Source organism: Psychroserpens sp. Hel_I_66 (assembly GCF_000799465.1).
Taxonomy (GTDB): Bacteria; Bacteroidota; Bacteroidia; order Flavobacteriales; family Flavobacteriaceae; genus Psychroserpens.
In genome coordinates this window covers 1,134,630-1,158,336 of record NZ_JUGU01000001.1, presented here as the reverse complement: position 1 = coordinate 1,158,336, position 23,707 = coordinate 1,134,630, and the positions used below count along the sequence as shown (strand labels likewise).

Annotated in this window: 20 protein-coding genes; 8 read left to right on the top strand and 12 right to left on the bottom strand. The window is 33.3% G+C overall.

The genetic code is table 11. The features are described from left to right. Positions 1 to 9 precede the first annotated feature (9 nt). Complete coding sequence (locus GQ40_RS05185) at positions 10 to 957, bottom strand: isopenicillin N synthase family dioxygenase (protein WP_047546364.1); 948 nt, start codon at positions 955 to 957, stop codon at positions 10 to 12. A 153-nt stretch (positions 958 to 1,110) separates the two neighbouring features. Between GQ40_RS05185 and GQ40_RS05180 the strand changes: the two genes are divergently transcribed. The 4 genes from GQ40_RS05180 to GQ40_RS05165 are packed head-to-tail and all read left to right on the top strand — an operon-like array spanning position 1,111 to position 4,811. Further along, a complete protein-coding gene (locus tag GQ40_RS05180; protein WP_047546362.1) occupies positions 1,111 to 3,111 on the top strand; it encodes a thiamine pyrophosphate-dependent enzyme in 2,001 nt (666 codons plus the stop codon). 16 nt (positions 3,112 to 3,127) lie between these two features. After that, positions 3,128 to 4,075 (top strand): tetratricopeptide repeat protein, encoded by a 948-nt coding sequence (locus GQ40_RS05175; RefSeq protein ID WP_047546360.1) that lies wholly within the window; start codon positions 3,128 to 3,130, stop codon positions 4,073 to 4,075. 1 nt (position 4,076) lies between these two features. Beyond that, entirely contained in the window at positions 4,077 to 4,388 is a 312-nt protein-coding gene (locus GQ40_RS05170; RefSeq protein WP_156115516.1) for a hypothetical protein, read from the top strand. Between the two features lie 12 nt (positions 4,389 to 4,400). Next, positions 4,401 to 4,811 carry a 3D domain-containing protein gene (locus GQ40_RS05165; protein WP_047546355.1) on the top strand — a complete coding sequence of 137 codons (411 nt, stop codon included), beginning with the start codon at positions 4,401 to 4,403 and terminating at the stop codon, positions 4,809 to 4,811. 84 nt (positions 4,812 to 4,895) lie between these two features. Here GQ40_RS05165 and GQ40_RS05160 read toward each other — a convergent pair whose 3' ends face one another. After that, complete coding sequence (locus GQ40_RS05160) at positions 4,896 to 5,462, bottom strand: ExbD/TolR family protein (protein WP_047546353.1); 567 nt, start codon at positions 5,460 to 5,462, stop codon at positions 4,896 to 4,898. 636 nt (positions 5,463 to 6,098) lie between these two features. Between GQ40_RS05160 and GQ40_RS05155 the strand changes: the two genes are divergently transcribed. Continuing rightward, the gene (locus GQ40_RS05155) at positions 6,099 to 7,613 is read left to right on the top strand and encodes a DEAD/DEAH box helicase (RefSeq protein WP_047546352.1); all 1,515 of its coding nucleotides are present in this window, start codon (positions 6,099 to 6,101) and stop codon (positions 7,611 to 7,613) included. Between the two features lie 88 nt (positions 7,614 to 7,701). Next, positions 7,702 to 8,418: a hypothetical protein gene (locus GQ40_RS05150; protein WP_052184155.1), complete on the top strand. Its 717-nt coding sequence runs from the start codon at positions 7,702 to 7,704 to the stop codon at positions 8,416 to 8,418. Here the strand turns inward: GQ40_RS05150 and GQ40_RS05145 are convergent. Genes GQ40_RS05145 through GQ40_RS05130 form a run of 4 tightly spaced genes read right to left on the bottom strand, consistent with a single transcriptional unit; the run spans position 8,415 to position 13,518 of the window. Then, positions 8,415 to 9,851: a TolC family protein gene (locus GQ40_RS05145; protein WP_231565544.1), complete on the bottom strand. Its 1,437-nt coding sequence runs from the start codon at positions 9,849 to 9,851 to the stop codon at positions 8,415 to 8,417. The two genes, GQ40_RS05150 and GQ40_RS05145, sit on opposite strands and share 4 nt — an antisense overlap. Continuing rightward, positions 9,820 to 11,172 carry an HlyD family secretion protein gene (locus GQ40_RS05140; protein ID WP_047546350.1) on the bottom strand — a complete coding sequence of 451 codons (1,353 nt, stop codon included), beginning with the start codon at positions 11,170 to 11,172 and terminating at the stop codon, positions 9,820 to 9,822. The genes GQ40_RS05145 and GQ40_RS05140 overlap by 32 nt, the downstream gene beginning before the upstream one ends. Positions 11,173 to 11,176: 4 nt before the next feature. Next, positions 11,177 to 12,841: a peptidase domain-containing ABC transporter gene (locus GQ40_RS05135; protein ID WP_047546348.1), complete on the bottom strand. Its 1,665-nt coding sequence runs from the start codon at positions 12,839 to 12,841 to the stop codon at positions 11,177 to 11,179. Continuing rightward, the gene (locus GQ40_RS05130; RefSeq protein WP_047546346.1) at positions 12,841 to 13,518 is read right to left on the bottom strand and encodes a TetR/AcrR family transcriptional regulator; all 678 of its coding nucleotides are present in this window, start codon (positions 13,516 to 13,518) and stop codon (positions 12,841 to 12,843) included. Before GQ40_RS05130 ends, GQ40_RS05135 begins: the two co-directional genes overlap by 1 nt. Before the next feature lie 155 nt (positions 13,519 to 13,673). Here GQ40_RS05130 and GQ40_RS05125 point away from each other — a divergent pair, with 155 nt between their 5' ends. Beyond that, on the top strand, positions 13,674 to 14,132 hold the full coding sequence (locus tag GQ40_RS05125; protein ID WP_047546344.1) for a cold-shock protein: 459 nt from the start codon (positions 13,674 to 13,676) through the stop codon (positions 14,130 to 14,132). A gap of 83 nt (positions 14,133 to 14,215) precedes the next feature. Here the strand turns inward: GQ40_RS05125 and GQ40_RS05120 are convergent, their stop codons facing one another. The 4 genes from GQ40_RS05120 to aroB all read right to left on the bottom strand — a co-directional run bounded on the left by GQ40_RS05120 (position 14,216) and on the right by aroB (position 19,168). Continuing rightward, complete coding sequence (locus tag GQ40_RS05120; RefSeq protein WP_047546342.1) at positions 14,216 to 14,788, bottom strand: pseudouridine synthase; 573 nt, start codon at positions 14,786 to 14,788, stop codon at positions 14,216 to 14,218. Then, complete coding sequence (locus tag GQ40_RS05115; RefSeq protein WP_047546340.1) at positions 14,788 to 17,112, bottom strand: type IA DNA topoisomerase; 2,325 nt, start codon at positions 17,110 to 17,112, stop codon at positions 14,788 to 14,790. The genes GQ40_RS05120 and GQ40_RS05115 overlap by 1 nt, the downstream gene beginning before the upstream one ends. Positions 17,113 to 17,168: 56 nt before the next feature. Beyond that, entirely contained in the window at positions 17,169 to 17,738 is a 570-nt protein-coding gene (locus tag GQ40_RS05110) for a hypothetical protein (RefSeq protein ID WP_047546338.1), read from the bottom strand. Positions 17,739 to 18,091: 353 nt separating this feature from the next. Then, a complete protein-coding gene (aroB, locus tag GQ40_RS05105) occupies positions 18,092 to 19,168 on the bottom strand; it encodes a 3-dehydroquinate synthase (protein WP_047546336.1) in 1,077 nt (358 codons plus the stop codon). A 70-nt stretch (positions 19,169 to 19,238) separates the two neighbouring features. Between aroB and GQ40_RS05100 the strand changes: the two genes are divergently transcribed. Next, on the top strand, positions 19,239 to 20,411 hold the full coding sequence (locus tag GQ40_RS05100) for a proline dehydrogenase family protein (protein ID WP_047546334.1): 1,173 nt from the start codon (positions 19,239 to 19,241) through the stop codon (positions 20,409 to 20,411). A 109-nt stretch (positions 20,412 to 20,520) separates the two neighbouring features. Here the strand turns inward: GQ40_RS05100 and GQ40_RS05095 are convergent, their stop codons facing one another. Both GQ40_RS05095 and GQ40_RS05090 read right to left on the bottom strand, forming a co-directional pair. Continuing rightward, on the bottom strand, positions 20,521 to 22,875 hold the full coding sequence (locus GQ40_RS05095; protein WP_047546332.1) for a GumC family protein: 2,355 nt from the start codon (positions 22,873 to 22,875) through the stop codon (positions 20,521 to 20,523). Between the two features lie 16 nt (positions 22,876 to 22,891). Further along, entirely contained in the window at positions 22,892 to 23,692 is an 801-nt protein-coding gene (locus GQ40_RS05090; RefSeq protein ID WP_047546330.1) for a polysaccharide biosynthesis/export family protein, read from the bottom strand. Positions 23,693 to 23,707: the final 15 nt, after the last annotated feature.

Below are 23,707 nucleotides of genomic sequence, written 5' to 3'. Positions count from 1 at the left end.
ACCGCCTAACTACTTCTTAAGTCCGAGTTCAATTAAACGCTCATTTAAAAACTCCCCAGCTGTAATATCGTCATATAGTTTAGGATTTTCTTCATCAATACAACTTTCTAAAACATCCAATTTCATTTCACTTATTGGGTGCATAAAAAACGGAATTGAATAACGTGAAGTTCCCCAAAGCTCTCTTGGCGGATTTACAACTCTGTGAATTGTAGATTTCAATTTGTTGTTTGTATGTCTCGATAACATATCACCAACATTGATCATAAGTTCATCAGGCTCTGCCATGGCATCAATCCATTCTCCATTATGATTTTGAACTTGTAACCCACGACCTTGAGCTCCCATCAATAATGTAATTAAATTGATATCACCATGAGCAGCAGCACGAACCGCGTTTTCAGGTTCTTGAATGATAGGAGGATAGTGGATAGGTCTCAAAATTGAATTTCCATTATGGATGTAATTATCAAAGTACGTTTCATCTAAATTTAGATATAATGCTAAAGCCCTTAAAACATATTTTGCAGTTTTTTCAAGCATTTGGTATGTTTCCTTGCCAATTTTGTTAAACTCAGGTAGTTCTTCAACCTGTACATTTTTAGGATATTCCTTGGCGCGCTCTGGATCATCTTCAACATATTGTCCAAAGTGCCAAAATTCTTTTAAATCGCCTTCTTTTTTTCCTTTCGCACTTTCTTTTCCGAAGGAAATATAACCACGTTGACCACCAATACCTTCTATTTCATATTTTCTTTTGGTTTCTACCGGTAGGCTAAAAAAGTTTTTTACTTCGCTATATAAATTATCGACAAGTTGATCATCCAAAAAATGGCCTTTTAACGCTACAAATCCTATTTCTTCGTATGCTTTACCTATTTCGTCAATAAATTTTTGTTTTCTATTTGAGTCTTCAGAAAGAAAATCCTGAAGATTAACACTTGGTATTCTATTCATTTTAAAATGGATTTAATATTATGTCAAGATAACAAAAATAGCGAAAATTGTCCTAAAATCACAGATTTCACTTACACTTAAAAAAAAGCAACTAAGCCTAAATAAAACTCAATTTTTATTTACATTTGATTTACTAACAAAATATTGCAAATAATGTTGACCTCACCTAAGAGTCTAATCACCTACGACAAAAAAAATCTAGATAAAACTATTCTCTTAACGCTCTACAAGAACATGCTTAAACCTCGCATGATAGAAGAGAAAATGCTCATTCTATTACGTCAAGGCAAAGTGTCGAAATGGTTTTCTGGGATTGGTCAAGAGGCCATTTCGGTTGGAGTGACCATGGCCATGGAAAAAGAAGAATATATCTTACCAATGCATCGCAATCTTGGTGTATTTACAACTAGAGAAATTCCTTTAAATCGCTTATTTAGCCAATGGCAAGGTAAGGCAAATGGGTTCACCAAAGGGCGCGATCGTTCATTTCACTTTGGTACGCAAGAGTTTAATTTGGTTGGGATGATTTCACATTTGGGTCCACAATTGGGAGTTGCAGATGGCATTGCCTTGGCAAGTCTTATAAAAAATAAAAAGCAAGTCACAGCGGTGTTTACAGGAGAAGGAGGAACAAGTGAAGGTGATTTTCACGAAGCTTTAAACGTAGCTTCAGTTTGGCAATTACCAGTCTTGTTTTGTATTGAGAATAATGGTTATGGTTTGTCAACACCAACAAGTGAGCAGTACAATTGCAAGGATTTAGCAGATCGTGGCAAAGGTTACGGAATGGAATCTTTTATTATCGATGGAAATAACATAATCGAAGTTTATACTACAATTCAAAAATTGGCTGAAAGCATTCGCAAGCGTCCAAGACCTATTTTGATCGAGTTTAAAACCTTTAGAATGAGGGGTCATGAAGAAGCGAGCGGTACAAAATATGTGCCAGAAGACTTAATGATTGAGTGGGCAAAAAAGGATCCTGTTGTTAATTTTAGAGCCTATTTGATGGAGCTAAATTTGCTTACAGAAAAAGAGGATAATGTTTTAAGAGGCTCAATATTAGATGAAATCAACGAAAATTTACAAATCGCTTATGATGAGGACGAGATTGTACCAAATATGTCTTCGGAATTAAGTGATATCTATAAACTATTTGAGTTTAAAGAGAGTATTCCAAGTTCTAAAACTGAAGAGATAAGACTAATTGATGCCATTTCACAAGGACTGAAACAATCAATGGAAAAACATGATGACCTAGTCATTATGGGACAAGATATTGCAGAATATGGAGGTGTTTTTAAAATAACCGAAGGTTTTGTTGAAGCTTTCGGGAAAGAACGAGTACGTAACACACCAATTTGTGAATCTGCAATTATAGAAACTGCTATGGGATTATCTATTGCAGGAATGAAATCTGTAGTAGAAATGCAGTTTGCAGATTTTGTAACCTCCGGATTTAATCCTGTTGTAAATTATCTTGCCAAATCCCATTATCGTTGGAGTCAAGAAGCAGATGTGGTAGTAAGGATGCCATGTGGTGGAGGCGTTGCTGCAGGACCATTTCATTCACAAACAAATGAAGCTTGGTTTACAAAAACACCAGGTTTAAAAGTGGTTTATCCAGCATTTCCTTATGATGCAAAAGGTTTATTGGCAACAGCTATTGAAGATCCAAATCCTGTATTGTTTTTTGAACATAAAGCATTGTACCGAAGTATTCGTCAAGAAGTACCTATTAATTATTATACACTTCCTTTAGGAAAAGCCTCATTACTTAAAGAAGGAAATGATGTAACTATCGTAACTTATGGAGCAGGAGTACATTGGGCTTTGGAAACTCTAGAGAATAACCCACAAATTAGTGCAGATCTTATTGATTTAAGAAGTTTACAACCTTTAGATACCGAAGCAATTTATGCATCGGTCAAAAAAACAAATAGAGCAATAATTTTACAAGAAGACTCACTTTTTGGAGGCATTGCCAGTGATATTTCCTCGTTAATTATGGAATATTGTTTTGAGCAGTTAGATGCACCTGTAAAACGTGTTGCCAGTATGGAAACACCTATCCCTTTTATTGGGCAATTGGAAGAGCAATATATGGCAAAAGGCAGGTTTGAGGAAGCTTTATTGGAGGTTTTAAGGTATTAGTTGAAAATTGATCATCATGAAAAATCTTCTTTTTATAATAACTATTCTTTCAATCCCAATCGGAATTATCTTCAACCTTTTTGATATAGTCGGAGGTAATATTTTTTTAGCATTAGGTTTTTTAGGTGTTTTTGTATTCTATCTAATAAGAGTTATTAAAGACTTTTATTCTATTGCATATAAGAAAATTATAGTTTTAAAAGTTATGATAATCTTAATGTCATTCTGCCTATTTACAAAATATTTATATCATCTCTTTGGAGATTATCCAAGTTTAATAATAGTCCCAGTTTTTTTACTTTCTTCAATAATATACTTATTGACAGAAAGGAGGAAACAAACTAAATTGTCTTTAGTTACTATATTATATCTCTTATTGTCCATACCTTTATTTGGATTTGAATTTAACAATTCACCTAGGCATTATATACCTCAATCTTGGTATGACAGATATGGTGAAACTTCTCATTATATCGTGTCTTTTGATTTCAAATTTGACTATCCAGAAACAAAACTCTTAAATGAGAAAGCCTTTGATTTAAAAGAAAAACAACTTTACTATGATGCCATCGAAGTGTATGAAGAAGCAAGAAAATTAGAACCGAAAAATCTAAGTTTGTTATTTGAATTGTCTGAAGCATATGCTAGGACAAATGAATTAGAAATTGCAGTAGAACTTCTTGATAAAGCTATAATTGTAGATAGTAGTTATTCTGAATTCTATAATAATAGAGGGTTACTTTTTTATAAATTAAAAAAGGATGAAAAAGCGATTATTGATTATGAAAAAGCCATTGAATTAGATCCAAATCAACCAGTTTATCACGCTAATCTGGCTTTAGTTTATTTTTACCAAGACACATTCGATAAGGCTTGTGAGGAAATTCAAATAGCAGAATCACGAGGATTTAACCTCAGTGACTCTAAAATTCTACGAGAATTTAAGGATGAACAGTGTAATTAAAATGAGCTCAAACTTTAACTCCAAAAAACCCTTCCAATTCGCTATAATCTCAATAGTTTGTCTTTTACTGTTTATTCTTTTTCAGGTTTTGGCTGCGAGTAATAAAATTTCCGAAGAAATCTATACATATGTGAGCGGTTTTTCTATTTCGGTGATTTTTGTATCTTCAATCATTGGTTTTATATTTAGCATGAAAGGACTAAATGAGCCTTTTTCGGTAAAAAAAATTATTGGATTATTAGTGAATTCTATTTTTATACTATTGCTAATTGCTTTGATTACTGCCAATACTATTGATTTTAAAACGTTTTAAGATGCGTTAAACATGAATTCAAAACTCGTCATCGTTCTCGCTTTTTTAACTTTGTTTAATTGCAAGGAAAGAGAAGAGAATGCTTACGAGTGGAAAACGATTAGGGTGACTGCAAGTGCTTATAATTCTTTAGCGTATCAAACGAGTTCTAATCCGCATATTACAGCTTTTGGAGATAGTTTAAAACCTGGTTTACGCTATATCGCTGTTTCTAGGGATCTATTAAGAAATGGTTTGGACCATAATACTTTGGTGAAAATAGAAGGATTGGAAGGTACGTATTTGGTAAAGGATAAAATGAATAGTCGGTTTAAAAATAAAATCGATTTATATATGGGAACTGATGTTAAAGCTGCGAAGAAATGGGGCAGGCGCAAAGTTAACATCAGTTATAGAGTTGAGATTGAAAAGGATTCTATTTGAGTTTTATCATACTGTATTTGATGGAAATCTTAACAGTTATCTATATTTTTTGGAGTCCTGCCTTCTTGAGAATAACTCTTTTTATTATTTTTTTATCTCAGCTTCAGATAAAATAAAGGGATAGGCTTCTTTTACTTGTTTTAATTCTTCCGAAGATAACTCAGCAGTGGATTTTTTAATCATATCTCTAGCGTAATCATCTCTTAGTTCATAATAGGCTTTGGTAATTTCATCCTGTACTTTTATGTAGAACTTGTAGGTCGTCATTTTGTCGTTAACCAATGATATAACTGCTTTATTGGGATTCTCTGATAAGTCAGTGACTTGTGGTCCAACACAATAATCGCAAGTGCCATCGCCATTATTGTCGAGAAAACCTTTAGCGATGTCTTTAAGTTCTTCTACAGAAACCATTTCATTTTCTACGAGTAATTCGTCATTTGCATTGATGCGAACTTCTAAAATATTGCGCTCCTTTGTTTTGTTGCCAGAGCAATCTTCGTTTTGAGGACAGGGTGGTGGTAATTTTCTGTGTAGACCTTTGTCATTGGGAATTACAGAAGTCACCAAGAAAAAAATGAGCAGTAAAAATGCGATGTCTGCCATAGAACCTGCATTAACTTCAACGTTTTGTCGTCTTAAGCTTTTCATAATAAATAGTTTTTAGATTCCTCTTGTAATTAGAGTTATAGAGAAATGATTGTTAATGATGCTCAATTCACAAAAACGATACCATTAATTTTTTTAAGACTAATACAATCAAAAAGACCAGCAAAAATTATGTTTGCTGGTCTTTCTGGATTATATATTGAAAAAGATTCAATATAAAAGTTGATTGATGAAATGATTAATAATTAACACATACTTCGTAACGTCTCTAAGTCGTCATTTGTTGTGTGTGACGTGTTGATAATTTTAGATAAGACTTTCATGATTGATTGATTTTTTGATTGATACATTAAAAAGTTCTTATCTGTAACGTCTTTTCTGGTTCCAAGTGTAGATTCTTGTTTCTGTTGCTGTGTTTGATAATTGGTTGTTGTTTAAAGTTCTCATAATATTTTGATTTTATGCTGAATGTAATTTCAGCTGGTTTGATTGATGTTATACTTTATAGACGATGCAATAATTGTTTTGTTACAGTACTTTGTATTGCATAGTAGTAATTTAACATATTTTAACAAAAATAGGGTGTAATTAATTTTCAATTGTTTTTAACAAAATGCCTTGATAACCTTATAAAAGATTAATTTTGTGAGAATTTTTTTTTCAGAAGCTATTAATTCTATGTCCGACACTCTAGCAGTATCAACAAAAAACGAATCGAAAAAGCGTTTATACGATTATCAAATTGCCGATTTAAAGCGCATTTTTAATGTATTTCAATCTGCCCCAGATAATTATAATTTACTTTACCAACTACCAACAGGTGGAGGGAAAACGGTAATTTTTTCTGAAATTGTAAGACAGTACATTAAGAAGCATAAGAAAAAAGTGGTTATCCTAACCCATCGTATTGAGCTTTGTAAGCAAACCTCTAAGGTGCTTCATGGTTTTGGGGTTAAAAATAAAATCATAAACAGTAAAGTAAAAGAACTGCCAGATCAAGACCAATTTGAGTGTTTTGTAGCAATGGTAGAAACGTTGAACAACCGACTTAACGATAAGAAACTCAATCTTGAGGATATAGGTTTGGTGATCATTGACGAGGCACATTATAACTCTTTTAGAAAACTATTTAAATTTTTTGAAAACTGTTTTATTTTAGGAGTAACAGCAACACCTTTGAGTAGTAATATTAAATTGCCAATGAAAGACAACTACAAAGAGTTGATCGTTGGTGATAATATCTCAACTTTAATAAAAAACGGATTTTTAGCTTCTGCGGATATTTACAATTATGACGTATCGCTTAATTCTCTTAAAATTGGGATAAATGGGGATTATACTGTAAAATCTTCCGAAGCATTATATACCAATACTGCGATGCAAGGTAAATTGCTATTTGCATACGAGGAACTGGCAAAAGGGAAGAAGACCCTTATTTTCAATAATGGAATCAATACGTCTAAAGAAGTGTATTACACATTTAAACGTGCGGGTTATAACATTCAGCATTTAGATAATACAACAAGTAAACAGGAGCGAAAAGATATTTTAAAATGGTTCAAGAGCGCAGAGGATGGTATTTTGACTTCCGTTAGCATATTGACAACTGGTTTTGATGAACCTTCTGTAGAATCTATTATTTTAAATAGAGCAACGCGATCCTTAACCTTGTATTTTCAAATGATAGGTCGTGGTTCAAGGATTTACAAAGACAAATCGGAATTTAAAGTTATTGACCTTGGTAATAATGCAGTGAGATTTGGACCATGGAGCCAACCTGTTGATTGGCAGCATATTTTTAAAAATCCTGATTTTTATCTTGAAAATCTTCGTAATGATGAGGATATAGAGCGTGAGTTCGTTTATGCTATGCCAGAGTCTTTAAAAAAGCGTTTTAAGAAAAACCCTAATGACGATTTTGATATCAAAAAGGAATATAAAAAAGTAACGAGAGCAGGCCATAAGTCAATGAAGGCTATAGAAAACAGTATTGATCAACATTCAAAACTGGTGATTGCAAATAGCGAAGATGTTTTTGAAGCCAGAGAATTGGCAAAATTGCTTCATGACGATATTTGCTACCGCATAAAACAGTATTGTTATTGTATTATGAACAGTACAACCAATTATAAAGACTGGTTATTAGAAGAGTATGTACGTAAACTTCGCTTAAGTTTTAACGGAAAGTTTTAACTATTTATTTAAATAATTACGTTTTAAACACGTTACTTTTGAAAATAGGTATAGTTTTTGAAATACATTACCAAACAAAAAACACGTGATGAAAAAACACATCATCTTAGTATTATTTTCATTTTTTGCCCTACAACTGTTTGCGCAACCAGACACTAATGAGAAAAAATCTATAAAAATTCCTGCAAAGGAAACCGAAAAAAAGGACACCACTCAAGTTAGGTTAGATATCAAGCCAAATTCTAGCATTAGTATAACAAATACCAAAAAGAATATCTCAGGTATTACTGTGCCTAAAGAGAGTAAAGAGTCTTTAACTACACCAACCAAAGAATTCTCAATGATAGACAACAGTGGTTTGCGAAATCCTGGCGAACTTTTTGAGAAACGTTTTAATAAAGTGGCTGTAGAGCAAGGACTTAAAATAGAAACGATGGCAGATGTCTTTTTAGGAGAAATAAAAAGTAATGGAGCCTTTGTTAAAATTATTTGTCGAGATCATGAGTATCCAGATGGTGATTTGGTTCAAGTTAAAGTTAATGATGATGTCATTATACCAAGATTATTATTAACTGGAGGCTACAAAGGATTTAATGTAGATTTACTCGTCGGAAATAATAAAATAGAATTTTTAGCTTTAAATCAAGGAGATTCTGGACCAAATACAGCAGAGTTTATAGTTTACGATGACAACGGAAATCTAGTATCCTCTAAAAAATGGAATCTTCTCACAGGCGTAAAAGCTACCGTAATGGTTATTAAGGATGCTAATCCTATTACCGAAAAAACAAAGGAAGACAATTAAAGGTTTTCTAAATCTTTGGATAAACTATTAAATAGCTTAGCCTTTGTATTCAAGAATTTATTCTGAAGTTCTATCGCTTTCAACTGCGTATCTATTAAATTCTTTTCACGGGAGTTGATCAAAAAAATAGAACTTTCTCCAAAATTGAATTTCCGTTCTTCGGCATTAAGCATCGTTTCATAATCATCTATAATATTGTCGATAAGCTCGTTTTGGGTTTCAAAAGATTCCAGCTCTCTGTAAATTGCCAATACTTTATTCTGAATTGTGATTTTTGCATTCGCAATATCAAATTGTGTATCTTGTAATTTAAATTTGGCAAGCTTTAAATCACCGCGTTCTTTCCGAAGAAAAAGGGGAAAAGCAATATTGAATCCTCCTTTATATTGGTTGCTGTTAAAGGATCTGGCGATGTCTGGATCTTGGGTTATAAAATTATATTGTATGTCTATTATTGGTAATAATTTATTGGCTTTTAATCGTTTATCAACTTCCAAACCTTGGAATTTATAATTTAATGATCGCAATTTTGGGTGGTTTTCCAATACAAAATCGGTGAGTGGTAACCCTGAAATTTCTAGTACGTCATCAACTGAATCTTCAATGAAAGCATCTGGTACGACATTAGATTGGAGTTCTACGGGAATATCATCGTTAAGCCATAAATAGGTGGATAACTCTAACGAAGCTTTCATGAATTTAACCTTTGCCTGTTCTAAGCCAAGTAATCTGTTTTTTACTGTAATTCCTGCTTCAATAGAATCTATTGCTGCTTTATCACCATTTTCTACACTACGTTTTACACCATTTAACCGTATTGTGGCATTTTCTAAAAACTGCTCATAAATTTGAGTCTCCTTAAAAGCTTGTAACCAATCAAAATAGGCTAAAGAGGCGTCAAATAAGATTTGATTGATTAAGATTTCTCTGTCTGCAACAGTTTGCTCCCTAAAAAATTTTGCTCTTTTCAAATCTGCCATACGTTGGTTTATAAACAATCCTTGTCCAAGCGATGCAGAAATTCCTGCACCATACAATCCGTCGTCTGGAACGTTTTCTTGAGGATTTAAATATTCACCTTCATTTTGCTCAAAGTTCCCTTTAAGTTCAATGCCATACCAAGTTGGGATTTTAAATGTCGCATTTAGTAGGTCATAATATTCAGTATTCTTAAAAATCTTACGATAATTATCAACTTCAATTTTAGGGTCAAAACCGCCTCGAGCTTTCATTAAGTTCGCTTGACCAATTTGTATGGTTAATTCGGCTTGTTTTGCAATAGGATGAAATTTCTTAACGTAACCTAGATACTCACTAAAACCCAATACAATGGTATCATTTGATTGGCTATAAGAGGTCAAGGAAAAAAGTGTAAAAACAATACTAAAATATCTGTTCATTTTATTTCTCCTTTTGAGTTGCTTTTGCTTCATTAGGCTGGTAGTAATTTGGTGGAAACCCATTGAGTTTTCGCCACATTTCAAACCAAATAGGCACATCTTCTAAAAGTGCAATTGTTTTAGCCCCAGAGCCTACACGTATGGCTTCTGGCCAATCGTGTTCAGTTTCGTCTGGAGCAAGTAAAACTCTAAATTTTCCGTTGGGACTTATAAAATTTTCTATGGCAACTATTTTTGCTCCGTAAGTTCCGTAGGAGACATTTGGCCACCCGCTAAAAACAATTGCAGGCCAACCATCAAACTGTACACGTACTTTTTCATCTAGATGTAAAAGTGGCAAATCAATAGGATCTACATAAGTTTCTACAGCTAAGTCATAATTGGATGGCATAATCCCGACTAATTGTTCACCTTCCTTAAACGTTTCACCAATACCACCTTTTATAGCTTTGTTGATATATCCATTTTGGGGTGCCTTTATATAATACATCTCATTACGCATTTCGTAATTTGTAAAATCACTTTCTAATTTAGTTACTTGAGCTTCAGCATCAAAACCACCAGACTCTGCAGTGTATTTATCACTCTGTGCTTTAGATATTTTATCAGCATATTCAGCCTGTACACGATTGATTTCTATCATTGCGTTTATCACCTCATTTTTTGCTGCTAGAAACTTATTTTCTTGTGAAATCAATTTAGCTTGAGATTCTTGAAATTTTGAACGTTTTTCTTCTAACTCTGTTAAGGACTTAAGTCCTTCGTTGTAGAGTTCTTCAATAGCACCAATTTGTCTTTCTGCGATGCCTAGATTAATTTTCACAGCTTGTAAATCTATACTATCGCTTTTAACTTTAAGTCTTGATTGTAATAACTTATTTTGAGCTTGGTCCAGTTTTAATTGACGTTCTCTGCTCAAAGCACCAATTTGATTGTTAAGTGCATTTACTTTTGAACTATAGGATACTACAGATGCCTCTTTGGCTTTAATTTGTTGGCCTGTGCGGTCAATAAGATTGGGGTCAAAATATTCATTTTTTACTTCAGAAATAAACAATATCGTATCACCTTTCTTTACAAAATCACCTTCGCGTACATACCACTTTTCGATTCGTCCTGGTATTGGTGATTGGATTGTTTGTGGTCTTTGGTCTGGAGTTAATGTCGTCACACTGCCACGACTGTTAATGTTTTGTGTCCATGGTAAAAACATAACAATAAAAACAACGACAGCAAATGCTAGCAAAAAGCGATTAAAATGTTTAAAATGCCTTTTGTGAAATACTTTTTGGACAGATTTAAATCTAGATAAATCTACTGTTTTGTTTAATTTATTATATGAAATGTTGAGCATAATCTTAACTATTTGAAACTATTTTACCGTTTTCTAGATTAATAAGTCTTGTGCAATGCGCTTTCCACTCTGTATTGTAGCTTACCACAATAAGTGACCATGGTTGTTGCGGGTTTGTTAGAAACTCCATAATACTTTTAGCTTCCTTTTTTTCAAATTGATCTAAAGGATCTTTAAGTAATAACAATTTAGGCTTCTTAAGAATACTTCTCGCTAAAATTAATTTTTTGGATACTGTAGAGGATAATCTTTTGCCTTCAGGATATAAAATAGTATTAAGACCTTTAGGTTGCGATCTTACAAAAGCAACTAATTTAATTTCTTCTAATACAGTATTGATGTCTTCATCTGTAATAGTCGTATCTCCAAATGTTAGATTTTCTCTAATAGTACCTTCAAAAGGAGATTCCTCAGGTAATGATTGCCCTATGTTTGAACGGTATTCGTTTAAATTAATACCTTGAATTGCCGAATTATTAATAAGAAGTGATCCAGAGGTTGGTTGGTTGATTCCTGCTATTAATTTCAACAGAGAAGTTTTGCCAGAACCGTGTGAGCCATAAACCATTATGCGATCTTTAGGGGTTATTTTTAAAGTCACATTATCAATTATTGGTTTTGACATATCGGGAACTTTATAGCTTAATTCATCCAATTCTACTATAAATTCTTTTGAGAGGTTAATGTGTCCACCTTCCTGGGATTCTAATTCTTTATCCACAACTTGACCTAATTTTTCAATTGAGGTTAAGACATCGTAAAATGGTTCTAATCCTAAGATTAATTTTTCTACGGAAGTTATGACCAAAAGTATAATGATTTCCGCAGCAACAAATTGTCCAATATTCATTTCTTGACTTAATACCAAAAAACCACCAATCACCAATAATCCTGCAGTCACCAAAACTTTAAAGCCTATCAGTTTAATAAATTGTTGTACTAAAATTCTAAAGTGGCTTTCTCTGGAGTCTAAATAATCAGAAACTAATTCATCATTTTTATTAAGAGCCAAACTAGTTCTGCCAGAAAGCTTGAAACTTAAAATGGAACGAGCTATTTCTTGAAGCCAATGTGCTACTTTATATTTTTGCTTAGACTCATCTAAACTTGTATCCAAACCACGTTGAGCAGAAAATTTAAAAACCAGATATATTAAAAGTATAAGTAAAATCCCATAAATAATAAAAAATGGGTGATAAAAAGAAAGTAACATCAAACCTAGAACAATCTGTAAAATTGCAGCAGGAAAGTCTATTAATATTTTTGACAATCCTTTTTGAATAGTAAGCGTATCAAAAAATCTATTAGCAAGTTCTGGCGGGTAATAATTACGTAGCTCACTCGATTTTATCTTCGGAAAACGATAGGCAAACTCAAAAGAAGATCTTGTGAAGATTTTTTGCTGTACATTCTCTGTAATACGTAATTGCATAAGTTGCAAAACACCAACAAATGCAACACCAAGCGTTACTAGAATTACAAGAACAATCCATGAACTACTAATTTGTGCGCCCTGTAAAAGATTGATAATGGCTTGAATACCCAACGGAAGTGATAAATTCACCAAACCAGCAAAAATCGCGTAGTAAAATATTTGTCTAATATCTTTTCTATCGAGTTTTAAAAGGCCTACTAAACGTTGCCAGGAAGTTAAAATCGTTTTTGCCATTATTTGCTTTTTATTACGTTGGTTACTAAATGTGTAAAATAGTCTGATGTTTTTGTTTTATCATCACAATCTGTTAAGGATTTAAAGTGATCTTTCAAAAAATGTTGATGAAGCGCTCCCTCAATAACCGTACTCGCCAAGCTATGAGGGAATTTATAATTGGGATTGACCTCAATGATCATATCGTGCAGACGCGTAACTAAACGCTTATATATCGCAAAATACCCCTCTTTGTTTTCGTCATCTACTTCTTTTGTTAAATATGATTTAGAGTACTCATTTATAACAACCTTGTTCAATATCACTTCATCTATATGTTTAAATGTAGAATCAGACTTGATTGTTCGGGTTAATAATGTAATGGCTTTATTTAATTTTTCTACTGGATTGGACATATTGGTCGTAGAAAAAACCAGCTGATATTCCAGCCATGCCCAATACCAGGACGTTAAATAGAGGAGAAGCTTATGTTTACTTTCAAAATATCTGTAAATTGAACTTTCGTTAGAGCCAATGATCATCCCTAGTTTTTTAAATGTGAAATTATCAAAACCTATCTCATCTATAAGCTTGATACTTTGCTCAATAATTCTCTTTCCAAGATCTGAAGATTCTGGATCTTTTAAATAGATATTTTCATTGATATCTATTTTAAGATTTGATAGTAAAGTTTTCATGATAAATTAAATTACACGCAAATATAATAGTAATACTATTAATGTCAATTTGTTTAACTTTTTGTTAACTATTATAATTAATTCAATATTTACACTTATCTTTACAAGAATTGATGTATTGTGCATCATATTAACAAAACCCCTGAGGATAAAGAATGGCAAAGTCGCAACAGACATTTAGTAAAAGTGAAAAAGAAAAAAAACGTTTAAAAAAACGCGAAGACAAACGTAAAAAAATGGAAGCGCGTAAGTTGGATAAAGAAGAAAACGGAGGAGAAAGTATACCATTTGCTTATGTAGATCAATTTGGTAATCTTACAGATACTCCACCAGATCCAGCAGACAAAGTAAAAGTTAAGGCAAAGAACATCGTTCTAGGTGTGCCTAAAAAAGAGGATATCGAAGAAGAAGAATACGATCCAATTAGAAAAGGAAAAGTATCATTTTTTGATCACTCTAAAGGATTCGGTTTCATTATTGATACTGAAGATCAAGAAAAATATTTCTGTCACGTTAGTGGATTAATCGACGAGATTAATGAAAATGACAAAGTACAATTTGAATTAGAAAAAGGGAATCGTGGTATGAATGCGGTTCGTGTAAAAGTAATTTAAGTTCTATTTTGCACACATTTAATTTGATGTGCTAAAAAAAAGATTTGAAGTCAAAATTGAATACAATCAGTTTTGACTTTTTTTTATGGAATACGTTCTAATTCTTCAACTTCTCCCATCTTTATTCCTTCTAAAGTAATCTTCCCAACACGAACTCTTACCAGGCGCAACGTGGGAAAACCAACCACAGCAGTCATTTTACGAACTTGTCTAAATTTCCCTTCCGTAATGGTAATAGAAATCCATGTGGTTTTACCATGACGCTCGTCTCTAATTTTTTTTACACGCTCAGGAAAATTTGGATGACTTTCTAATTTAGATACTTTGCAAGGTTTCGTTTGGTAAAGCTCTTTTCTATGGCTAATTTTTACACCATCCCGTAGCATAGAAATTGCTTCCTCTGTAATTTCGCCATCCACTTGCACATAATATTCCTTTTCGGTGTTTGCGCTCGTTACGTCATAGCTCACTTTTCCGTCTGTGGTGAGTAGGAGTAGACCTTCCGAGTCTTTGTCTAATCTGCCAATAGCCATCGTTCCTTCCGGAAAATCAAATAATTCTCCCAAGAATTTTTTATTGATCTCGTGTTTAGCATTGGTTTGAAATTGGCTTAAATAGCCATAGGGTTTAAAAAGTCTGAAATGGCGTTGGTGCATCACGCCTCATTTTTTAAAATAGAATACACTAAGTCTTTGGTGAGCTTTCTATCTTTTGCCTTCTCGCGAATGGTATCAAAAGACATCCTAAAATCACAACCCGTTTTATAGGCACTGCAGCCATAAGCAGTTTTTCCTCTTACTATTGTTCCGTTTTGGCATTTTGGACAGGGTATACTATCATTTTTCTGATTCTGATTTTTTACTTCGGAAATTTTAGCGCTTCCTTTTTTTGCTTCTAAAACCATTTTGAAGCTATCATCAAAACGCAACAAGCCTTCGGTCGTTCCACTTTCCGAAGAAAACCCTTTTAAATTCACGGTTGATCCTTTTTTTAGAAGTCTGATAAATTGCTTTTCTGAAATTTTCTTTCCGAAGTTTTCAAAAGGCATTACAAAATTGCAACCCGATTTAAAATCACTACAGCCATAAGCCGATTTACCTTTTAAAATGTTTCCTTTTTTGCATTTCGGGCACATTTCCGCAGTAATACCAGCTGCTTTTTTAGTTTTGGCTTTGGCTTGTCTCTGTTTCACAACGCTGGCTTGAGAGATATTGGCACGATTGGTTTCGGTTCTTACATCGTACACGAGTTCATCTACCATCTTTTTCATGTTATTGATAAATTGACTCGCACTATATTCTCCTTTTTCGATATCCTTGAGTTGTTTTTCCCAAAGACCGGTGAGCTCTGCAGATTTTAGCAATTCATTTTGAATCGTGTCAATTAGTGCAATCCCAGTAACGGTTGGTAAAATTTGCTTTTTGTTTCGTTTTATATATTGTCTTTTGAATAACGTCTCAATAATATTGGCACGCGTTGATGGTCTGCCAATACCGTTTTCTTTCATTAAGTCACGAAGTTCGTCGTCATCAACCTGCTTGCCTGCGGTTTCCATGGCGCGTAGGAGTGAGGCTTCTGTAAATTGATTTGGCGGTTTGGTCTGCTTTTCTAAAAATGAGGGTTCGTGCGAACCTTTTTCTCCTTTTGTGAATGTTGGTAATGTGTCTTTATCTGATGTGTTTGAGGATGACGATTTTCCGAAGTTAAATACCACTTTCCAACCATCTTTTAAAATCTCTTTTCCTGTTGTTTTAAAATTGACATCTGCAGCTTTACCGATAACCGTAGTGTTTGATACGTCACAATCTGGATAAAAGACAGCAATAAAACGTTTTACAATGATATCGTAAACTTGTTGTTGGTTGTATTGCAAATTAATTTGAATGCCTGTTGGGATAATGGCATGGTGATCGGTTACTTTTTTATCGTTGAATACTTTTGAGGATTTCTTTATTTTTTTACCTAAAAGTGGTTGCGTCAATTCACTGTATTTTGTGAGATTTTTTAAGATCCCAGCCACTTTTGGGTACACGTCATTAGGTAAAAATGTGGTATCCACTCTTGGGTAGGTCACTACTTTTTGTTCGTATAGCTTTTGTACGATTTTAAGTGTTTCATCTGCTGAAAATCCAAATTTTGTGTTACAATAGACTTGTAAACCTGTTAGGTCAAATAGTTTTGGTGCGTATTCTTTTCCTTTCTTTTTTGTAGTTGATACGATTTCGAAATCCTCTTCCTTTACTTTTTTGGCTAATATTTCTCCGTCTTCCATTTTGAGAAAACGTCCGTCCTCATAAGCAAAAAGTGTATCGCGATACATGGTTTGTAATTCCCAATAGGGTTGAGGCTGGAAGTTCTCAATTTCCTTGAATCGGTTTACGACCATTCCCAAAGTTGGTGTTTGCACACGACCAACCGATAATACTTGTTTATAACCACCATGTTTTACAGTATATAAACGGGTTGCATTCATGCCCAACAACCAGTCACCAATTGCTCGGGAAAATCCTGCGTAATACAGGTTATCATAATCTTTTGAATCCTTGAGATTATTAAATCCTTCTTTTATAGCTTCCGTAGTTAAAGAAGAAATCCATAAACGCTGTACTTTACCTTTATAATTCGCTTGGTCTAAAACCCAACGTTGAATGAGTTCACCTTCTTGACCAGCATCACCGCAATTGATAACCACATCTGCTTTATCAAACAAGGATTTTACTATTTTAAATTGTTTTTGAATACCTGAATTTTCTGTAACCTTCGTTTTAAATTTCTCCGGTAGCATTGGTAGATTATTGAGATCCCAACTTTTCCAATAGGGTTTGTAATCGTTAGGTTCCATCAAGGTACAGAGATGACCAAAGGTATATGTTACAGCATAACCATTGCCCTCATAGTAGCCATCATGTTTGGTTTTAGCACCAAGAACTTGCGCGATTTCTCGAGCTACACTAGGTTTTTCGGCAATGCAGACTTTCAAGATTTTAGATGTTTTGAGCGTTTAAACAGTTATAAAATGGGGTTTACTGTGATGGTTCAATTGCATTTATCATTGTAGTATTTCACGATCGCTTCAAGACGAAGTTGTGAGTTACGACCTTCTTTCATTTTAACGTCTTTTCTAAATGCTTCTTTGTCTAGAAGCTCTATAAGCTGTGGACAATCTTGAAAATAGTCTTTAATTACTTTATCTGAACTTTTTGCAAAGGATTTAGCGGGATACATTTGAGCCAGTGGCTCATTGTCTTTCTCAACGAAATATAGATTCACCTTACCGTTATTGGTTTCTTTAAAATCTTTGTATAAGCTTACTTTGCCATCAATTAGTTTTATAACCAATCTATCAGTATTCTCAAGTCCGTTTTCAATGGTTTTATAGTACTGGGTGGCGAAACCTTCTAATTGTACTTTTTCTACGGTAGAAGCATTATAGATCAAAAATTTCTCACTGTTTTCAGTGAGTTTATACGTTATGTCGTGGTTGGCGTTAATGGCGACCAAACCTTCTTTTTTTGATCCATCTTTAAAATAAATAGTTCCTTTTTCTTTTTGAGCGTACAGAACGGAAGATAGACAAAGGGTTATTATGATTATGATTTTTTTCATAACTAAATGGTTTATAATATTGGATTTTAAGTAGTGTTGCAAAATAGGGAATACTAAGTATTTATAGAAAAAGAATTGCTATGAGTTATCAACTAAATTTAAACCTACGTTTACTTTGTTGATTATGAATATCAATATTGATCGTTTGAATTTCTTCGGAAAATAAGAAATGAATTAAATTATGAATTTGAAAATTTTTATTGTTTGTCTAATGTTTGGGTATCGACTGTTTAATTATAATATCCACAATTAGACGAAGTTCGACTATTTTTTTAAGAAAGTCAAGTGTTAGATTTTCAACAGTTTATACTAATACCACAAAAAGTCTTTTGAGTTTTGATACTTTATAAATGTCATTTACAGCTTTGAGTATAATATTCAAAACTCTTTTTAATTAACCCATTATCGACCAAGCAATCTACTTTGGGTTTACCAATAGCCTCTAACAAAACAAAGTTAATATTGCCATGCTCATTTTTTTTGTCATATTTTAATAACTCAATAATGGCATCGTAATCTGATGATTTAATGATTACTGGTTTATAAATGTTATTTAAAGACTGAGTGATGTATTCTAAATCTGGTTTTGGGAGATTTAAAATTTCCGAAGAGATAAAAGATTCCAAGATCATCCCAATGGCAATAGCTTCGCCATGCAACAGTGCTTCCTTTTTGGTGTGACTTAAAAAATAAGATTCTATGGCGTGACCTAATGTGTGCCCAAAATTGAGGTGCTTGCGTTCGTTTTGCTCAAAGGGATCTTTGGTGACAATGTCTTTTTTTATAACGACAGACTCATGAATTAAAGTGTCTAAATCATTTAATGTGAGTTTTGATAAGTTAGTTAGTTTATCAAAATAGTCTTTATCGACGATGAGACCATGTTTTAACATTTCGGCTAGACCAGATTTCATTTGATTTTGAGGAAGCGTATCTAAATAGGAGGTGTCAATAATTACCATATCGCCAGAACTAATCACTCCTACCTGGTTTTTTAGAGCACCAAGATCGACACCGGTTTTTCCTCCAACTGAGGCATCAACCATTGCCAGTAATGATGTTGGGATATTGATGTACTTGATACCTCGTTTGAATGTGCATGCTACAAAACCACCCAAATCTGTCACAACGCCACCACCAAGATTGAGGAGCAGGCTTTTGCGATCTGCACCTAAATCTGAAAACGCATTCCATACACCAACACAAGTATCTATGGTTTTATGCTCTTCTCCAGCTTCAATTTCTATGATTTCAATAGCGGTTTGAGTTTCTAATTGTGCCATAAACTTAGGTAAACAAAGTTGATGGGTATTGCTATCTACCAAAATAAAAATCTTAGAAAAATTGTGGTCATTTATATAGTTATTTAGCTCTAAATAAGCCTTTTCACTAAAATGAACGGAGTATGTTTTGGTTTCAATAGAATTCATGCCGAAAATTAGCAGTTTTTCATAACATAATCCCTAATGAATAATTATTTTTGTGTTATATTTTTATTGAATGAATACATCTACACTTTTTGATAATACCGAAGTTGCATTTGCCCTCAAAAATGATTCACAGCTTGAGCGTGCGTATTTTTTATTTAAAATGATATCGTACGAACCCATGGTGCGCATTGGTACAGCAGCTACAAATTTTGCTTTAAAGGCTCATTTACCTGTTGAGGGATTAATTCGTTCTACTGTTTTTGATCACTTTTGTGGAGGTGTAAATGAAGAAGATTGCTTGCCCGTAATCGATAATATGTATACCAAGGGTGTGAGTTCTGTTCTAGATTACTCGGTAGAAGGCAAGGAGGACGAATCTACATTTGATGAGGCTCGAGATAAGATTTTAAAGATAATTAGGTTTGCAGATGAAAAGGAGGCCATGCCAATAGTGGTGTTTAAGCCTACTGGATTTGGACGTTTTTATCTGTACCAGAAAATTGGTGAGGGTAAAAATTTGACTTCTGAAGAGCAAAAGGAATGGGATCGCATTGTTGCACGTTTTGATACGGTTTGCAAACTTGCAAAGGAAAAAGATGTTGAAGTTTTAATAGATGGTGAAGAAAGCTGGATGCAGGATGCAGCAGATGACCTTTGCGAGTTCATGATGCAAAAATATAATACAGATAAGCCTATTGTTTATAACACTTTGCAGACCTACCGTTGGGACAGATTTGATTATTTAAAAGAGTTGCATGAACGTGCCAAACAAAATCACTTTAAAATTGGTTTTAAAATAGTACGTGGTGCATATATGGAAAAAGAACGAAAAAGGGCAGAGGAGAAGAACTATCAATCACCAATTTGTGAAAATAAAAAGGCTACGGACGAGAATTTTGATAAGTGTATGTCCTACATTCTCAATAATCTTGATGATATTTCATTGTTTATAGGTACGCACAATGAGCAAAGTTGTTATCTGGCTATGGAGATGATGGCAGAAAAGGGCATTGAAAAAACCGACAACAATGTCTGGTTTGGACAGCTTTACGGAATGAGCGATCACATAAGTTTCAATCTTGCAGAGCAAGGCTACAATGTTGCTAAATATGTGCCTTTTGGACCCGTAAAGGATGTGATGCCTTATTTGATACGACGTGCGGAGGAAAACACTTCGGTTGCAGGTCAAACAAGTAGAGAACTTAATCTATTGAAGCAGGAAAAGAAAAGACGCAAGTTATGATATACCATTTTCTTCGGAAAATGTAATGCTCTGAACGTTTTTTCATTTCCGAAGAGAGAAAAAAAAATGAGATTAGAATTTATGTTTCTAATCTCATTTTTTTAGTTATTTACTTTTTGAACTGGTACCATTTCTTTTTTCGGTTGGGATTATTTCCATATCCGTACCCATAGCCATAACCATTTCTCTTGACGCTACCGTTTAATAATGTCACCATGTTTGGCAGTCGTTTTTCTTCGTACATTGTTTGTGCGATGTGCAATTGACGCTTATCAATATTATTGGCGCTCACCACATAAATAAATATATCTGCGTGGTCACTAATTAAAAGTGTATCTGTAACCAGGCCAACTGCAGCAGTATCTACCACAATGTAGTCGTATTCTGTTTTAGCTTTTTCAAAAAGATCGTTTACGCGATTGCTCATCAGTAATTCGGCAGGATTTGGCGGTATTGTTCCCGATGGAATCACATCTAAAAAAGGATTGTCCTTTATTTTTACTGTCACGTCTTCTACAGATAGACTTTTATCTGAAATATAGTCTGTAAGCCCTTTGCTTGCTTTAATATTTAAATAATCATTAACTCGAGGTACACGAATATCTGTTTCTATGAGTAGTACCTTTTTTTCTGAAAATGAAAAGGAAGAAGCGAGATTGGTTGTCGTGTGTGATTTACCTTCTTGTGCTGTAGTTGATGTTACAAAAATAGTCTTACAATGTACATCTACCTTTTGAAGCATGAAATCAATATTGGTTCTAATGATTCTAAACGCTTCTGCTCTTGGGGAATAATCTACTTTGCTAACCACTTTCAATTTACCGTCTCCTTTAGGGATATCTCCAATAAAAGGTGCTTTAATTAATCTTTGTACGTCTTCTTTTGTATGTATTTTATTATCAATTAAATCTTGAGCGTAAATCAATGAAACAGGTATAAAGAGCCCTATTAGTATTGAGGCTAAATAAATAATTTGTCTATTTGGCGCTACTGGACTGTCGCTAGCATAGGCTAGATCAACAACTTTTGCATTAGCGGATGACATACCTAAAGTTATAGCTGTTTCTTCACGCTTTTGTAATAAATATAAATAAAGAGATTCTTTGATATCCTGTTGACGCTTGATATCTCTAAACTGTCTTTCTTTGGTTGGAGCTGAGTATATTTGACCACGAATTCTCGAGTTCTCTCTATTTAGATTGTTAAGTGTGATTTGATTGGAAGACTTTATGTTCTCTATACTTTGATTGAGATTGTTCTTTAATGCATTTATTTGATTATTTAAATTAACTACTGTTGGGTTTTTGTTACTGGAATTTTTCAAAATTCTATCACGTTGTAATACAAGCTCATTATACTGATTTGTTATTTGAGACACATTACTGTCTGTTAATCCAATATCTGCAGGTAAAAGATCTGTATCACTATTATTGTCTTCAAGACGATCACTCATAAACTCAGCCAACTGTAATTGTGTACTGGTTTGATTAATTTGAGCTTCAGTTTGGCGCTCACTTTCTAGAAATATGTTTGATTGCGAACCTAAAGCTGTGAGTCTATTGTCTTTTTGTAGACTTTCAGCAGTAAAATCTACTTGTTCCAGTTCGTTTGAGACAACTTGTAATCTGTTAGTAATAAAATCAGTAGTGGTTTGAACAATTTTTTCTTTATCATTTATAACATCTTCGTTATATTTTTCAATGACTTTATTAAGTATAAGTCTAGCTTTTTCTTTTATTGCTTCTTTAAGCGATAGATTTATAACGTTAGACTTATCAGTAGTACTCACATTAATGTTCGCAAGGTATGATTCAGTTACACTATGAACAGGTCTTAAACTGATTTCGATATGAGACCCAGGAGTTGAGCCATAAGTACCTAAATTTGGTGTAAGCACAAACTCGCCAAAAGAGGATTTTACTTTTTCACCAAAACTATGGGTTGTTCTCTCACCATCATTAAACTCTAGTAATTTGTTGTAATCAATATTAGAAAGCTCATATTTTTGAGCCGATAAAATCTTAATGTATAATGATTTGCTAATGTTTTCAACAATAGAATCTGCCATGAAAAAATTTATATTCAATGGTGGATTAGAATATATTTCTTCTTTTTTTACCTTTCCGGTCAAATAAAAAGTAGTATTTAATTTAAGTTCTTCAACTACTTTTGTAATAATGGATCTAGATTTTATAATTTCTATTTCATCTAAAACATTTGGTAGGGCACTGCCTCCTAAGCCTCCACTTTGAAGCGCAGAAAGTTCTGATAAATTACGAGAATTCTCATCTTCCTTTAGTTTAATTGTAGCATTTGCCTGATATATATTCGTACTATATCTAATTTTTAAAAATGCTATTGAAAGTGCTATTATTAAGCAAAATATAATGAACTTCCATTTTGAAAGATATAATTCAATCAGACTTATTATGGTGTCTTTATTGGCAACAGAATTTTGAGGCATATTGTTCTAAAACGTATTAATTTCTAAAAATAAAAATAGCAGCTATAGTTGCTAATGTTGAAACAGCAGATATAAGTACACCTGTGTTTGGATTATAGGACGACGTTTTTATTTTGGCGTTATTAGGTTCTACATAAATGACGTCGTTTTGAGAAAGGTAATATACTGGTGAGTTCACAACATTTACAGATGTTAGATCATATTTAGCATATTTCTTTTTTCCATCAACTTCGCGTATAAGTAAAATATTATCTCGCTTTCCATATATTGTTAAATCTCCAGCTAAACCTAAAGCTTGAGAAAGAGAAATACGTTCACCTTGAACAGTAAACGTTCCAGGATTGTTTACATCACCTAATATTGTGATTGAAAAATTAATGAGTCGTATATTAACGATAAACTCTTTTACATATTCTCCAATTTTTTCTTTGAGCATTTCTGTTGCTTCGTTTCGAGTTAATCCACCTATTTTTATGGTACCCAAAACTGGAAATTCTATATTGCCACTACCATCTATTAAATAAGTTTGACGCAAAATTGTAGCTTGGCTTGTTGCATCAGCAGTAGAATTATAAGCTACAGTAGGTAAGTTAAATGGAGCTACAGACTCCACATTTACTGCAGAGACATCAATGGTTAAAATATCGTTAGGTTTGTAACGAATCTCATAAAAATTATCTAATTCACTTAAACTTTGATCGGCAATTGGTTCATCTTGAAAGTATACTAGCTCTTTCTTAGACCCACAAGATGCTAACAGAAATGTAAAAGACAAAATAATTAATGACTTTATAATGAGTTTTAAAGGTTTAAGCATTTTATTTTATTGATT

Bases quoted from the DNA above. Each gene is read 5' to 3' on its own strand.
- GQ40_RS05185 (WP_047546364.1), bottom strand. From the start codon at position 957: ATGAATAGAATACCAAGTGTTAATCTTCAGGATTTTCTTTCTGAAGAC.
- GQ40_RS05180 (WP_047546362.1), top strand. From the start codon at position 1,111: ATGTTGACCTCACCTAAGAGTCTAATCACCTACGACAAAAAAAATCTA.
- GQ40_RS05175 (WP_047546360.1), top strand. From the start codon at position 3,128: ATGAAAAATCTTCTTTTTATAATAACTATTCTTTCAATCCCAATCGGA.
- GQ40_RS05170 (WP_156115516.1), top strand. From the start codon at position 4,077: ATGAGCTCAAACTTTAACTCCAAAAAACCCTTCCAATTCGCTATAATC.
- GQ40_RS05165 (WP_047546355.1), top strand. From the start codon at position 4,401: ATGAATTCAAAACTCGTCATCGTTCTCGCTTTTTTAACTTTGTTTAAT.
- GQ40_RS05160 (WP_047546353.1), bottom strand. From the start codon at position 5,462: ATGAAAAGCTTAAGACGACAAAACGTTGAAGTTAATGCAGGTTCTATG.
- GQ40_RS05155 (WP_047546352.1), top strand. From the start codon at position 6,099: ATGTCCGACACTCTAGCAGTATCAACAAAAAACGAATCGAAAAAGCGT.
- GQ40_RS05150 (WP_052184155.1), top strand. From the start codon at position 7,702: ATGAAAAAACACATCATCTTAGTATTATTTTCATTTTTTGCCCTACAA.
- GQ40_RS05145 (WP_231565544.1), bottom strand. From the start codon at position 9,851: ATGAAGCAAAAGCAACTCAAAAGGAGAAATAAAATGAACAGATATTTT.
- GQ40_RS05140 (WP_047546350.1), bottom strand. From the start codon at position 11,172: ATGCTCAACATTTCATATAATAAATTAAACAAAACAGTAGATTTATCT.
- GQ40_RS05135 (WP_047546348.1), bottom strand. From the start codon at position 12,841: ATGGCAAAAACGATTTTAACTTCCTGGCAACGTTTAGTAGGCCTTTTA.
- GQ40_RS05130 (WP_047546346.1), bottom strand. From the start codon at position 13,518: ATGAAAACTTTACTATCAAATCTTAAAATAGATATCAATGAAAATATC.
- GQ40_RS05125 (WP_047546344.1), top strand. From the start codon at position 13,674: ATGGCAAAGTCGCAACAGACATTTAGTAAAAGTGAAAAAGAAAAAAAA.
- GQ40_RS05120 (WP_047546342.1), bottom strand. From the start codon at position 14,788: ATGCACCAACGCCATTTCAGACTTTTTAAACCCTATGGCTATTTAAGC.
- GQ40_RS05110 (WP_047546338.1), bottom strand. From the start codon at position 17,738: ATGAAAAAAATCATAATCATAATAACCCTTTGTCTATCTTCCGTTCTG.
- aroB (WP_047546336.1), bottom strand. From the start codon at position 19,168: ATGAATTCTATTGAAACCAAAACATACTCCGTTCATTTTAGTGAAAAG.
- GQ40_RS05100 (WP_047546334.1), top strand. From the start codon at position 19,239: ATGAATACATCTACACTTTTTGATAATACCGAAGTTGCATTTGCCCTC.
- GQ40_RS05095 (WP_047546332.1), bottom strand. From the start codon at position 22,875: ATGCCTCAAAATTCTGTTGCCAATAAAGACACCATAATAAGTCTGATT.
- GQ40_RS05090 (WP_047546330.1), bottom strand. From the start codon at position 23,692: ATGCTTAAACCTTTAAAACTCATTATAAAGTCATTAATTATTTTGTCT.